The sequence below is a fragment of the Maridesulfovibrio frigidus DSM 17176 genome, assembly GCF_000711735.1.
GTDB classification, from domain to species: domain Bacteria; phylum Desulfobacterota; class Desulfovibrionia; order Desulfovibrionales; family Desulfovibrionaceae; genus Maridesulfovibrio; species Maridesulfovibrio frigidus.
In genome coordinates, this window is record NZ_JONL01000004.1 from 311,513 (window position 1) to 324,268 (window position 12,756).

Sequence of the window (12,756 nt, forward strand, 5' to 3'; positions counted from 1 at the left end):
CGGAGGAATTACGATATGGCTAATCCAATGGTAATGATGGAAACACCTGAAGGCGAAGTTTTGATTGAGCTTTACGAAGATAAAGCTCCAAAAACTGTAGCTAACTTTTTGAAATATGTGGACGAAGATTTCTACCCAGGAACTATCTTCCATAGAGTTATCAACAATTTTATGGTTCAGGGCGGCGGATTTGATTTTTCCATGAAGGAAAAAGAGTCAAACGCTCCTGTTGAAAATGAAGCTGATAACGGTCTTAAAAATGAAGTGGGTACACTCGCAATGGCTCGTACCATGGACCCTCATTCCGCATCTTCACAGTTTTTCATTAACGTGAAAGACAATGGCTTCTTGAATCACTCATCCAAAGACCCTCAGGGCTGGGGATATTGTGTATTCGGTAAAGTAGTTGAAGGCATGGAAGCAATGGAAAAGATTAAGAAAGTGCGCACTCGTAGCCACGGTGGCATGGACGATGTTCCAGTTGATCCAATCAGCATCATCTCTATGACTCGCTTCGAAGCTTAGCCTTTTACTGTTAGTTAGTTTTATTTAACGCCGAAAAGGAATATCCTTTTCGGCGTTTTTTTTTTAGGCTCTTATAAATAGTTTAAAGTGATTATTCATTTTAAAAGGTTTCATTTTTTGTTATTAGTCTCTTGTCTATTAAGATACATACTCATTTTAGCTAAAAGTCGTAGAGGTAGAAGTTGGATAATTCTGAGTTAACAATCCTGGTTATTGATGATGAAGCTTTTGTGCGCGAAACAATTAGCGACTATCTTAGTGACTCTGGGTTTAATATCCTAAATGCCGGCGATGGAGCTGAAGGTATTGAAATATTTAGAGAAAAAGAACCTGATGCCGTCCTCGTTGACTTGAATATGCCGCGAGTTGATGGTTTTGAAGTTCTAAAAGTTGTGCGCGAAGAAAAACCTGATGTGCCTATCCTTGTTGTTTCAGGAGCTGGGCTTATTCAGGATGCGATCAAAGCTGTACGTCTTGGAGCTTGGGATTTTGTCACAAAGCCTGTTGTAGATCTCAGCATTCTTGAACATGCGTTGTCCCAAGGGCTTGAAAGAGCCAGCCTGATCAAAGAAAATAAGCAATATAAAGAACATCTGGAAATTGAAGTTCAGAGGCGCACTGAAGATTTGCGTAGTGAAATTAAGGTTAGAAAAGAGGCGCAGGATGCGTTGATGGAATTGCAGGTTGAGGTTATCGAGACTCAGAAAGAGATCATTATGACTCTTGGTGAGGTTGTCGAAACCCGCTCAAATGAAACCGCAAAGCATGTTCGCAGAGTTGCAGAATATACACGAATTTTGGCTCTCCGTGCTGGACTTGGCGGAGAAGAAGCTAATTTGCTCAGGCTTGCCGCACCGATGCATGATGTCGGTAAAATAGGTATTCCTGATACCGTATTAAATAAGCCCGGTAAGCTGACTCCCGAAGAATTTGATATTATCAAAACTCATACTACTATTGGCTATGAGATCTTAAAACATTCTGAAAGATCAATCATCAAGGCCGCAGCAATCGTGGCGCATGAACATCATGAACGCTGGGACGGGAAAGGGTACCCTCGAGGTCTTTCCGGTGAAGATATTAATATTTACGGCCGTATAACTGGTATATCTGATGTCTTTGATGCTTTAGGTAGTGACCGCGTGTACAAGAAAGCATGGTCGATTGAAAAAATACGGGGTTATTTCGAAGAGCAGAAGGGTAAGCAGTTTGATCCTTTCTTAACGGATCTCTTCTTTGATAACATTGAAGAAATTCTCGAGCTTCGTAAAATTTACCCAGACGGTTAGTTTCAGTTTAAACTAATTTAAAAAGAATTTAATAAAAAAGGCATTGACATTATTTCAATGCCTTTTTTTTGTTTTTAGTAATTATTGATTAATCAGCTTTTCAACCAGAAGTGGTTCAGGATGCTTCTTATTTCTCGCTAAGTGTAAGGAATCTTTTCTACATTTGTTTATACAGACTCCACATCCCATACATTTTTCTGGATCTATATGCATGCGCTTGCTGTGGACAGACATTGCGCCAAATGGACAATATTCCATACATTGCCCGCATCCTATGCATTTATGCGGGTCAACAATGGCAATATAGCCTGAAGGTGCTAGCATCGGGACGCCTTTCTTCATTGCCTCCATTGCGCCGCAGCAGCATGGGCAACAATTACATATCGCGTAAAATCTACCTAACATTACGTCCTTAAAAAATGCGTGGTGAACATGTCCTCTCGCATTCTCCGCTTCGAGAGTTCTTTCTGCCTCATCAATCGTAATGCGGTGTGCTTTTTTCCCATGATTCTGGATGACAAATGATGCGAAGGGTTCACCTACAATCAGGCACACATCCAGTGGGTGGCATGGGTTTTCTCTCGATGCTCGGCAAGGGCATTCAAGGGCTACAATGTGATCTGGTTCACTAAGTATAATGTCTCTAGCAGTCTCGTATGGCAAGACCCGTTCCGGCAGGGTCACGGAAACTTCGCGCCCGATATTTACGAGCTTAATAGCTTCGTCTGTTGTGATTATTTTTCCGTGGTAGGACTTCGCGAAATCCTTTTTTAACTGGTCTCTTTTTTCTTTATCGTCAGGGGATGCAACAAGGCTGGCAAAAAAGTCCGCGATGGGCGCAAGGTTGTTTTCGCCTAATGCTGCGCCAATATATGCTTTGGGCCAGCGTATATACATATAACCATGAAGAACGTCTTTGATGGACATGTTTTTATCTTCAAGGGCTTGCTTGAGGAACTTCCCGGTAGCTGAGTTCGGGATGAACTTATTTATTATTTTTTTCATAGCGGAACCTCTTATAATCATAATTACCAGAGCAGGAAAAAATAGTACAGGTTTTCTCGAAGTAACTTCACAAGATGAACGGGTTATGACAATGTTGCACTTGTAGTTGAGATCATGTGAGTTATCGGTTTTGAACAAGAGAGGAACCAATGGAAATTAAAGTTCGTAGGCACGGGGAAAGCGTTGTCGTCAGCATGGGGGAACGAATTGATGCCTATGGCTCGGTAGAACTTGATAAGGTTCTTAACGATCTTCTTTTGGACGAATCGCTAGCATGTATGGCTTTTGATATGGAAGGAGTCCGCTATATAAGCAGTGCCGGAATACGCAGTATAGTGAAGACGTTAAAGGCTCTTCGACAGCGTAAAGGCGCATTAGCTATATGCGGATTGCGCTCATATTGTAAAAATGTTCTCGATACTGCGGGCATGACCAGTTCTTTGGATATTTTTGTTTCGCGCAGTGATGCTATGAATTTTTTGCAGTCTGTGCAGTGGGAGCGTCAGGCTCTCGAGAATTGGGACAATCTTGAAAAAATGGATTCGCCTATAGGTGATTTTCGCTTTATTCCGGGGGACAACAGTCAAACCGAAATAAAAGTAATCGGTTCCATGGCGGATGTTTTGTATTCAAGGGTTAAGGAAAGCCGCATGTTTTCCCGCAGATTTTCACAGACAGAATATTCTATCGGAGTGGGCGGTTTAGGCGAGTCCCCCGAAGATTATATGAAGGTTTTGGGTGGTATGATTACCATCGGTGGAACCATGGGCTGGCTCCCTACCGATGGTCATGATTTAGCAGATTTTTTGGTCCCGCAAAATGATACTGGTTCAGTTTTAATCAGGACTCCTTTTAATCTGAGCATCGGCGGGGGATTTAATGAATATGTAATGTTTAATTCTTCCGAAGAAGGCGGCACAACTTTAGACAAGCTTTACAGAGGTTTGTTTTTGCTAGCCAGAAGGAGGAGGCGTGATTTTAAAGGGGTTCTCGGTGTTGCCGCTTGGACGCAGGTTAGTGAGCTGATGTCTGGAACTTTAAGACGTTCTCCCATTAGTGAATTCGCTCCCGAGAACGGGAGGAGTATTATTGATCCCATGAACCGCGATGATTGGTGGGCGCGAGATATTATGCCGCGACACCGGGATGTGACTTGTCTTACTTGCGGGGTTGGTGTCGATTTGTCGTGTGATCTTTCTGTCTTTGATCAGAGCGGACTTTACGCTGGCTTTTATATTGATCCATCGACCGCAGGTGATAAGGGGCAGATTCTTAATAACCACGGAGCTGTTTTTGAAAGGCTGAAAATGCCGGAAAAAATGGTTTCACTTGATAAATCTATCAGGCAAGTAGCCGCAAAAGCAGAATTTAAAGATATGCGGAGATTACGCGATAGCACCAGAGTTACTCGCGCCTTTATGGGCATAAGTTATATTCAAAAACTTTCTCAGGATACATCGGGTTGGCAGGGTTTAGGAGCAGAAGCAGCGGTAAGTCGTGGACTCGCCGACAAAAGATACCGTGAGGAAGCAGAATTCCCGTCTGTTCCTAAGAAAAGAGAAGAAGAAATCAACAAATTTCAGCATTTCCTTGAGGCGCAGCAAGCTAAGCTTGGTCTTAAAAAATAAGATTTAAGTTGTGTATAATTTATAGTATAAATCGATGTGTTAACGTTTATTAGTGTATGGATTTGCTTTGTAGAATTTGGAGGTAAAATGAAAAAAATCGTAATTATGTGCTTGATAGCATTGGGAATGTGTGCCGGTTCAGCTTTGGCTGGAGATGATACCATCAAAGTCGGTGTGCTTTATAATTTGACCGGGAATATGGCTGTGATTGATCAACCGGGTTTGCACGGAATGGAACTCGCTAGAGCCGTAATAAATAGTGAAGGTGGAGTGCTGGGCAAGAAGCTGAATTTAATCGTTGGAGATTGTCAGTCCAATCTTGAGAAAACAGCGATGGTTGCGGGCAATATTGCAAATGAAAAGGGTCTTGTTGCCGTTATTGGGTTAAATGATGCTGATTATGTGATGGCTGCAGCTCCTCCTGTGACGACAAAAGGGCTTCTTTTTGTCACCGCAGGAGCAACAATGCAGAATCTACCTTATATGTACGGTAAGAATTTTTTTATGGCGGCCTTTGGCGACAATATGCAGGCGCGCGCCGCCGCAAAGTTTGCCAAACGCAGACTTAACACTACACGCTGTTTCGTGGGTACGGATGTTTCCAGTGAATTCTGTAAAACCCTGTCAAAATATTTCAAGCGCAGATACCGTAAATATGGCGGAACCGTGGTTGATGAAGTCTGGTACAATGCTGGTGATAAGAGCTATCCACTACCGAAAGAAGCAGATAAGCCTGACGTATTTTTCATGTCCTCATTGCCTTTTGATGCACCTAAATATGTGATTGAAGCCCGTAAGGCCGGATTTGATCAGCCTATTGTTTCGGGGGACGGTTTTGATACTCCGGGGCTGGCTGACATACCGGACGAGTATGCTCATTCCATCTATTTTGCGACCCATGTAGCCTATGATAATCCGGCCCCTGAAGTTAGCAGCTTTGTTAAAAGTTACAAAAATATGTTTGGCGTAGAACCTGAAAGCGGATTTGCGGCTCTCGGATATGACACGGTGATGCTGCTTGCACAGGCTATGATCAGAGCAGGAACCACTGAGTCCGAGCCAGTACGCGCTGCAATGGCTTCCACTGTTGGGTTTAAAGGGGTTACTGGTGAGATTAATTATCCTGAGGGTATACGTGTTCCGAATAAAACGGTTGATATTGTAAAATTCACCAATGGAACATTTACTTTTGTGGAGCAGGTTTCTCCTAATTAAGTCGAGACTTTTAATTTGTTTACTCAATCTATGTCGGAGCTGATATGGAATTTAATATTGTTGTAGAGCCTGCGTCTACGTGGACTGCTGATGCTGTAATTTTCTTTGCATTTAAGGATACGGAAGAATATCTGCCGGGTTTTTCCGCGTGGATGTCTTCTGAGGCTGATTGGCTAGCTGGCTCTCCGGGACTTAATGATTTCAGCGGTGAACTTGGTAGTTCTACCGTTATTTATGGCTCTTCTACCTCTATTCAACGAGTTATGCTCGTGGGATTGGGAGATAAAGATGAGTTTGAAGTCGAGAAATTTCATCAGGCTGTGGCCGCCGCATTTTGCAAATGCCGTGAGCTAAAGTTCAGGATAGTCGGAGCTCCGCTAGTTGCTTTCGAAGGGCTGGTTCTCGAGGATATGCATGAGCATTTTGTGACAGCAGCCATGAGCGGCCTTTATTCTTATGATGAGTTCAAGACTAAAAAGGATGATAAAAAAGCGTTGCCTGAAATTGTTCGCTTGCTAACAGCAGAGACTCCGCCTGAAACATTTACCGCAGCTATTCATAAAGGACAGGCCATAGGTGCCGGAGTTGGTTGCACGCGCGACTTGGTTAATGCACCGCCTAATCTTGCTAATCCTGTTTTCTTGGCAGATGAGGCCAAAAAACTTGCTAAAGAATATGGCTTTAAATTTAAGGCTATGAAGCGCAAAGAGATTATTGAGAAAGGAATGGGGGCGTATGCTTCCGTATTTAAAGGCAGTAATGACGAGCCGCGTTTGATAACCCTCGAATATTGTCCCAAAGGGCGTGAAGGCGATAAGCCGCTTGTGCTGGTTGGGAAAGGGGTGACATTCGATACGGGTGGTATTTCGCTTAAGCCTACCGGGCATATTGAAGACATGAAATGCGACATGGCGGGGGCCGCCGCAATTTTTGGTTTCTTTAAGGCTATCGGCGAGCTTTCTCCTGATTTACCGGTTGTAGGTATTCTTCCCTGCGCTGACAATATGCCTGATGGGCTGGCAACAAGGCCTGGTGAGGTTGTGACCTCTTTTTCAGGTAAGACTGTTGAAATTTTGAACACCGATGCAGAAGGGCGTTTGCTGCTTTGTGATGCTCTCGCGTTTTCCGCAAAATTTGAGCCTGCCGCTATCATTGATTTAGCGACTCTTACAGGTGGATGTATTGTTGCTTTCGGCTGGAATGTCGGGGCTATTATGGATAATTCTCTTAAGCTTGAGAATCTGATTCTTGAGTCGGGTATGAAGGTTGGCGAAAGATTCTGGCCTCTGCCACTTTGGGATATCTATAAGGATGAGCTTAAAAGCGACGTTGCAGACCTGAAGAATGTTGGTTCGCGAGAGGGTGGGACCATTCATGCCGGAATGTTCTTAAAAGAATTTGTGCCCGAAGGTGTGCCTTGGGCGCATCTCGATATTGCTGGGCCTGCATGGCGCAAAGCTAAAACCGCAACCCTTGCAGCAGGTGGTACGGGATTCGGAGTTAAGACCTTGGTCGAACTGATGACCAGAATTGATTTGGAAGATATTTAAAGCATAAAAAGCTTCGCAGAGAACTCTGCGAAGCTTTTTTCTTTTTAGTATGCAATCCTATTGCTGATCTGTTAGTCTGCGAATAATTAGTTTGAAGTTGTTAAATTCAGGATCGCCGCCCTTTCATCGGGACGGTCATTTTAAGTAATTGAAAACAAGGCAGGTTTGAGAAATGGGTAAAACCAGACTCTACAAAGCGATTTATGAAATTACTAGAGCTATTAATTCCAGCTTGCGGCCGAAAAAGGTTCTTTCGCAGATAGCAGAGAAAGTTGCTAAAGAAATGGACGTGAAAGGCTGTTTCATCAGATTGCTCGACCGTAGTGGCGATGTCCTTCTAGCAGATGCTTCATATGGACTGAGTGAAAGATACGAGAAAAAAGGACCCGTCGAGGTTTCTAAAAGCCGTATTGATCAGGAAGTTCTAAAGGGCGCAATCTTAAGTATTGCTGATGTCCGCAATGATGATCGCTTTCAGTACCCGGAAGAGGCTGCAAAAGAGGGACTTGTTTCTCTCGTTGTATTGCCGCTGACCGCACGCGGGGAGAAGGTTATCGGAGTGCTCAGGGTATATTCAGGTGAGAAGCGTGAATTCTCAGAAGAGGAACTGGATTTCCTTAAATGTGTAGCAGATCTTTCAGGGCTTGCTCTGGAAAATGCACGCATGTTTCATGCTCTTAAAAGAGCAAGTGAGTTAGCTGACGATTACACTTACCGGGTCGATGACTGATCCGCTCCCTTCACGAGGATAGCAATATGAGTAAAGTAAAAGTAGGAATAAATGGATTCGGTCGTATTGGCCGTCAGGTTCTTAAAACCATATGGGAAAGGCATCGCGATAATATTGAAGTGGTTGCCGTAAACGATTTATTCGATATTGAAACTAATGCGCATCTCTGTTCCAGAGATACAAATTATGGTAAATTTCCGCCTGAAATAACGACTAACGGCAACGTTATGCAGGTTGGTGAAGATTTTACTGTGAAAAACTTTGCAGAGCGTGATCCGCGCAGAATCCCTTGGGGAGAGTGCGGCGTTGATGTTGTTGTAGAATGTACGGGTATTTTCAGAACAGGTCCGAAAGCCGCTCAGCATCTTGAAGGCGGAGCTAAAAAAGTAATTATTTCGGCCCCAGCTTCGGAAGAAGATATCACGGTTGTTATGGGGGTTAATCACAAAGATTACGATCCTGCCAAGCATGATATTATTTCAAATGCATCTTGTACAACCAACTGCCTTGCGCCAATCGTAAAGGTTATGCATGAGAAGTTCGGCATTGAAAAAGGGGTCATGACCACCATTCATGCATACACGAACGATCAGCGTATTCTCGATCAGCCGCATAAAGATTTAAGGCGTGCGCGTGCGGCGGCTTGTAATATGATTCCAACATCTACAGGGGCGGCAAAAGCGGTTGCGCTTGTCATTCCTGAGATGAAAGGTAAATTTGAAGGATATTCAGTGCGTGTTCCGACACCGACAGTGTCGTTGGTAGATTTTGTTGCAGTGCTAAATACGGACACAACAAGTGAAGAGCTGAAAGCTGTTCTAAAAAGTGCGGCAGAAGGCGAACTTAAAGGTATTCTCGGTTATTCCGAACAGCCTCTCGTTTCATCTGACTATCTCGCAGATCCGCATTCTGGGATTGTGGAAGCGGATTTCACAGTGGTTCAGGGCGGAAATCTTGCCAAAGTGTATGCATGGTATGACAACGAGTGGGGGTACTCCTGCCGCGTTGCGGACCTGATTGATTATATGGCGAAGTGCGGATTGTAGCAAAGCCCGCGCTATTAAATTAGGTAATTAGTTTATTAAAAATCCCGTTGAAGTTTACGCTTCAGCGGGAATTTTTTTGTTTTCATCCTGTCCGGACCTGACTCGGCTTATTCATGTCCGGCTTTCGAAGTATCCTTGTTTTTCAATAGATGAATTTTTTTCAATAAATTTAATGTAAACAAGGATGTAAGAGATGTCGAAAGTTTCAGAAGCTAGTTTTGGAGGATTTGCAGGGGGAAGTAGGGTGGAAGAAAATGATGATAAAAAAGTGAATTCCGTGTCCGCGCAAACTAGGGTAGGAGAATCGCGCGAACCGGAAGTTGACTCTGAGGGCGGTTCTAATAATGAGTTGAACGCCCTGAGAAATGCGGCTACTCGTAGTACTACAGGGCAGGATGATTTTAAGGGGAAGTCTGTAGTTACCAGCACAGGCAGTCGTAGCAATAGTACTGCTGGAGGTAAAAACCTAACTTCTTTTGATGTAACTCCGCCAGAGATAGCTCTTAATGGGGAAGGCAAGCCCATTATGATGTGTTCTCAAAAAGGGACCATGGTACCAGTCTCCCCGGGGGAACAAGCTGCAGCTATTAGAAGGGCTTCAGAGAGGGATGCGAAGAGGTTGGCTGATGGTGACGTGGAAGATACATATGGAGCTAGAGTTGGAGTAAGTCTTTCATTATTTGGTTTTAAAGCAGGCTTAGGAATTGGAGTGCATGTTATTGATAAAGACAACGCTGTTCTTGTTGGTGATGTCGAATACGGAATGTCAAATGTTATAGGTGTAGGCGGCGATGTTTCCCTAGAGAAGTCTAATGCGAAAACAGCGGAGGATTTCGAAGGTGAAGATAAATCTGCAGGGACAAGTGTATCGATACCTTACTTTGGTCCTTCAGCCGGAATGTCTAAGAGTATTAATGGGGAAAGTCATTCAACGTCTGCGACTCTTGGATTCTCTGTCAAAAGAGGAGCATTAGGTAAATTGATTCAACCTATTGAAACAACCGCCGAAAAAAGCCACTCTGCTGTTCTCGGTCAATTTGATCCGACTTTGGGATTTTAGAGGATATGTGGAATAACTTTAATTATATTGGTTTTGTAGTAAATGATTTAAAGGTATCTTAATATGTTGTTGCAGAGTGTCAGAGCTTTATCCGACACTCTGCAACTTTATCTAAGGAATGTGTATTTATGATTTTTTTCAAGATTAAGAATTATTTTTTATTTTTTATTTTTTTAATTATGTCCGCAGCATCTGTACTTGCCTTAGCTAAAGGTTTTTATATCTATGTACTTTTTGTAGTAGTAATTCTTGGTGTGGGTATTTATGTGTTGTGCTGGAATTTTATTCTAAAATCAGTTGGAGAAGACAGATTTGTCATTAATTTTGCTTATATAAATAAACAGTTTTTATTTAAAGAAATTAAAGAAGTTAAGTGTTTAGATATGAGAAAAGTTTTTTATACGGGTGGCACTGATCAATTTTCGGTTTTGACACTGAAAAACAAAAAATATGCAGCGTTTTACTCTGTATCGAGCGGTGATTTCGAAAAGATTCAAGAAGGCGTTGCGAAGGCGCAATTGCAGATGGGGTCTTCTAATACTCCTGAGTGATTTAAATTGTGAAAATGCATATACTTAACAAGATAGTAATTTTACTAGCCCCGACTTCAGTCGGGTAAATTGCGCGAGCCGGAAGTTGACTCTGATGGCGGTCCTAATAATAAGCTGAACGCACTGAAAAATGCGGCTACTCGTAGTACTACAGGGCAGGATGATTTTAAGGGTAAGCCTGTAGTTGCCAGCACGGGTAGTCGTAGCAATAGTACTGCTGGGGGTGAAAACCTAACCTCTTTTGATGTAACTCCGCTTGAGATAGCTCTTAATGGGGAAGGCAAGCCTATTATGATGTGTTCTCAAAAGGGGACCATGGTACCAGTTTCCCCGGGGGATCAAGCTGCGGCGATTAGAAGGGCTTCGGAGAGGGATGCGAAGAGCCTAGCTGATGGTGACGTGGAAGATACATATGGAGCTAGAGTTGGAGTAAGTCTTTCATTATTTGGTTTTAAAGCAGGCTTAGGAATTGGAGTGCATGTTTTTGATAAAGACAATGCTGTTCTTGTTGGTGATGTCGAATACGGAATGTCAAATGTAATAGATGTTAGTGGCGAAATTTCCCTAGAGAAGTCTAATGCGAAAACAGCGGAGGATTTCGAAGGAGAAGATAAATCTGCAGGGACAAGTGTATCTTTGCCTGTAGGGTCTTCGGCTGGGATGTCTAGGAGCATTAACGGGGAAAGTCACTCAACAGCACTTGATTTCGGAATATCTATTGGAACAAAGAAAATAAAAAAACTTCTACAGCCTATTGAGACAACAGCTGAAAAAAGCCAATCTACTGTGATGAAGCAATTTGATCCGACGCCTGATGTTCTCGAGAAGATTTATACATGGTTTGATTAAGCAAGAATTATTTTGCAACAAGTATATAAACTTTTAATATATTGGAGGGTGTGGGTTGGAATGCTGACACTCTTCACATTTTATCTATGAGGTCAAGATCGATGCTTTATTTAAAATTTAAAAATTTTTGTTTCTTTGATTATGTCTTCAGGAGCTTTATTGGCATTAGATAAAAAGTTTTATGAGTTCACGTTATTGGTAGCAGTATTTATCGTGGTCATTCTCTTTGTGTCGCGCTGGAATCTTGTGTTAAAATCAGTCGAAGAAGATAGATTTATCGCTAACTTCGCTTATATAAGTACACAATTTTTGTTTAAAGACGTTTCTAAAATTGAGATTGAAGAAGTAAATAACTGGAACACTCCAAAGTCTGTAGGAGTGTTTTCTATTCGAACAGTAAAAAATAAAGATTACGAAGTTTATTATACTATCTCGAGTGGAGATTTTGAAAAGATCCAAGAAGCCGCTGCGAAGGCGCAATTGCAGATGGGGTCTTCTAATACTCCTGAGTGATTTAAATCATGAAGGTGAAGATAATTAATATGATCTAGTTGTATAAGCCCCGACTTCGGTCGGGGCTATATTTTTGCCCTTTTTTCACATTTTTTTACTGCCCGGACCTGAGTCGGCTGTTTCGGGTCCGGCTTAACCGCTATTCTGAATGTATTAAGCAATGATTAGTCTCTATAAACATGGAAAAGGTCCGTGCTTTTGGTGGCTTCCAGAAAATTCAGAGAGGTTTTATGAACCGTTCAGGTGAAAGTATGGCGGAAGAAAAGAGTGGTAAAAATGTGAATTCTGTGTCCGCGCAAAGTCAGTCGGGTAAATTGCGCGAGCCGGAAGTTGACTCTGAGGCTGGTCCTAATAATGAGTTGAGCGCACTGAGAAATGCGGCTACTCGTAGTACTACAGGGCAGGATGATTTTAAGGGGAAGCCTGATCCTAAGAAAAATACAATTAGTACATCTCATGTGGATGATTACCATAAACAGGTTAATGCTCAGCTATTGCAGAATGGAACAAAACCTTCCGATATAGCTTATAATTCAGAAGGGCATCCCATTGTTCCTTGTGATGAAACAGGTGCCCCAATTACGCTCGCTGCTGGATATCAAGCAGAAGCCGTAAAAATACTTTCAGGGGCGCATGCAAAGAGAGAGCAAAATAAAGCGGACGGTGTTTTCTCCAAAATGTTTTCAGGGCTAATGAATGCCTCATCCTCGATTACAGACGGTCTTGATGGCGCTGCGGATAAAAGCATTGAAGGCATCGGGAAGGCTGTGGTTGAAGGTGGCAAGGCGGCTGGTG

Annotated in this window: 13 protein-coding genes; 12 read left to right on the plus strand and 1 reads right to left on the minus strand. The window is 42.7% G+C overall.

The features are described from left to right. Positions 1–15: 15 nt before the first annotated feature. Complete coding sequence (locus BR06_RS0110645; protein WP_031482764.1) at positions 16–525, plus strand: peptidylprolyl isomerase; 510 nt, start codon at positions 16–18, stop codon at positions 523–525. A 182-nt stretch (positions 526–707) separates the two neighbouring features. Then, positions 708–1,814 (plus strand): HD domain-containing phosphohydrolase, encoded by a 1,107-nt coding sequence (locus BR06_RS0110650; protein WP_031482766.1) that lies wholly within the window; start codon positions 708–710, stop codon positions 1,812–1,814. 81 nt (positions 1,815–1,895) lie between these two features. Here the strand turns inward: BR06_RS0110650 and BR06_RS0110655 are convergent, their stop codons facing one another. Next, positions 1,896–2,819, minus strand: coding sequence for a DUF362 domain-containing protein (locus tag BR06_RS0110655; RefSeq protein ID WP_031482768.1), 924 nt, complete (start codon positions 2,817–2,819; stop codon positions 1,896–1,898). 149 nt (positions 2,820–2,968) lie between these two features. Between BR06_RS0110655 and BR06_RS0110660 the strand changes: the two genes are divergently transcribed. The 10 genes from BR06_RS0110660 to BR06_RS0110705 form a co-directional block, all read left to right on the plus strand. After that, positions 2,969–4,447, plus strand: coding sequence for an STAS domain-containing protein (locus BR06_RS0110660; protein ID WP_031482770.1), 1,479 nt, complete (start codon positions 2,969–2,971; stop codon positions 4,445–4,447). Positions 4,448–4,534: 87 nt separating this feature from the next. Next, the gene (locus BR06_RS0110665) at positions 4,535–5,662 is read left to right on the plus strand and encodes an ABC transporter substrate-binding protein (protein ID WP_031482772.1); all 1,128 of its coding nucleotides are present in this window, start codon (positions 4,535–4,537) and stop codon (positions 5,660–5,662) included. A gap of 44 nt (positions 5,663–5,706) precedes the next feature. Then, positions 5,707–7,212, plus strand: a complete 1,506-nt coding sequence (locus tag BR06_RS0110670) for a leucyl aminopeptidase (protein ID WP_031482773.1) — start codon at positions 5,707–5,709, stop codon at positions 7,210–7,212. Between the two features lie 172 nt (positions 7,213–7,384). Further along, complete coding sequence (locus BR06_RS0110675) at positions 7,385–7,942, plus strand: GAF domain-containing protein (RefSeq protein ID WP_031482775.1); 558 nt, start codon at positions 7,385–7,387, stop codon at positions 7,940–7,942. Between the two features lie 26 nt (positions 7,943–7,968). Then, positions 7,969–8,988 (plus strand): type I glyceraldehyde-3-phosphate dehydrogenase, encoded by a 1,020-nt coding sequence (gap, locus tag BR06_RS0110680; protein WP_031482777.1) that lies wholly within the window; start codon positions 7,969–7,971, stop codon positions 8,986–8,988. 193 nt (positions 8,989–9,181) lie between these two features. Further along, entirely contained in the window at positions 9,182–10,048 is an 867-nt protein-coding gene (locus BR06_RS0110685; RefSeq protein WP_031482779.1) for a hypothetical protein, read from the plus strand. Between the two features lie 128 nt (positions 10,049–10,176). Next, complete coding sequence (locus BR06_RS0110690) at positions 10,177–10,599, plus strand: hypothetical protein (protein ID WP_031482781.1); 423 nt, start codon at positions 10,177–10,179, stop codon at positions 10,597–10,599. A 69-nt stretch (positions 10,600–10,668) separates the two neighbouring features. Further along, on the plus strand, positions 10,669–11,448 hold the full coding sequence (locus BR06_RS0110695; RefSeq protein WP_031482783.1) for a hypothetical protein: 780 nt from the start codon (positions 10,669–10,671) through the stop codon (positions 11,446–11,448). A gap of 159 nt (positions 11,449–11,607) precedes the next feature. Beyond that, the gene (locus tag BR06_RS0110700; protein WP_031482785.1) at positions 11,608–11,961 is read left to right on the plus strand and encodes a hypothetical protein; all 354 of its coding nucleotides are present in this window, start codon (positions 11,608–11,610) and stop codon (positions 11,959–11,961) included. A gap of 230 nt (positions 11,962–12,191) precedes the next feature. Next, on the plus strand, positions 12,192–12,756 hold a 565-nt coding region (locus BR06_RS0110705; RefSeq protein WP_156952701.1), incomplete at its 3' end, for a hypothetical protein.

Excerpts from the sequence above, each read along its gene's own strand:
- gap (WP_031482777.1), top strand. The coding sequence starts at position 7,969 with ATGAGTAAAGTAAAAGTAGGAATAAATGGATTCGGTCGTATTGGCCGT.
- BR06_RS0110670 (WP_031482773.1), top strand. The coding sequence starts at position 5,707 with ATGGAATTTAATATTGTTGTAGAGCCTGCGTCTACGTGGACTGCTGAT.
- BR06_RS0110690 (WP_031482781.1), top strand. The coding sequence starts at position 10,177 with ATGATTTTTTTCAAGATTAAGAATTATTTTTTATTTTTTATTTTTTTA.
- BR06_RS0110685 (WP_031482779.1), top strand. The coding sequence starts at position 9,182 with ATGTCGAAAGTTTCAGAAGCTAGTTTTGGAGGATTTGCAGGGGGAAGT.
- BR06_RS0110645 (WP_031482764.1), top strand. The coding sequence starts at position 16 with ATGGCTAATCCAATGGTAATGATGGAAACACCTGAAGGCGAAGTTTTG.
- BR06_RS0110660 (WP_031482770.1), top strand. The coding sequence starts at position 2,969 with ATGGAAATTAAAGTTCGTAGGCACGGGGAAAGCGTTGTCGTCAGCATG.
- BR06_RS0110665 (WP_031482772.1), top strand. The coding sequence starts at position 4,535 with ATGAAAAAAATCGTAATTATGTGCTTGATAGCATTGGGAATGTGTGCC.
- BR06_RS0110655 (WP_031482768.1), bottom strand. The coding sequence starts at position 2,819 with ATGAAAAAAATAATAAATAAGTTCATCCCGAACTCAGCTACCGGGAAG.
- BR06_RS0110675 (WP_031482775.1), top strand. The coding sequence starts at position 7,385 with ATGGGTAAAACCAGACTCTACAAAGCGATTTATGAAATTACTAGAGCT.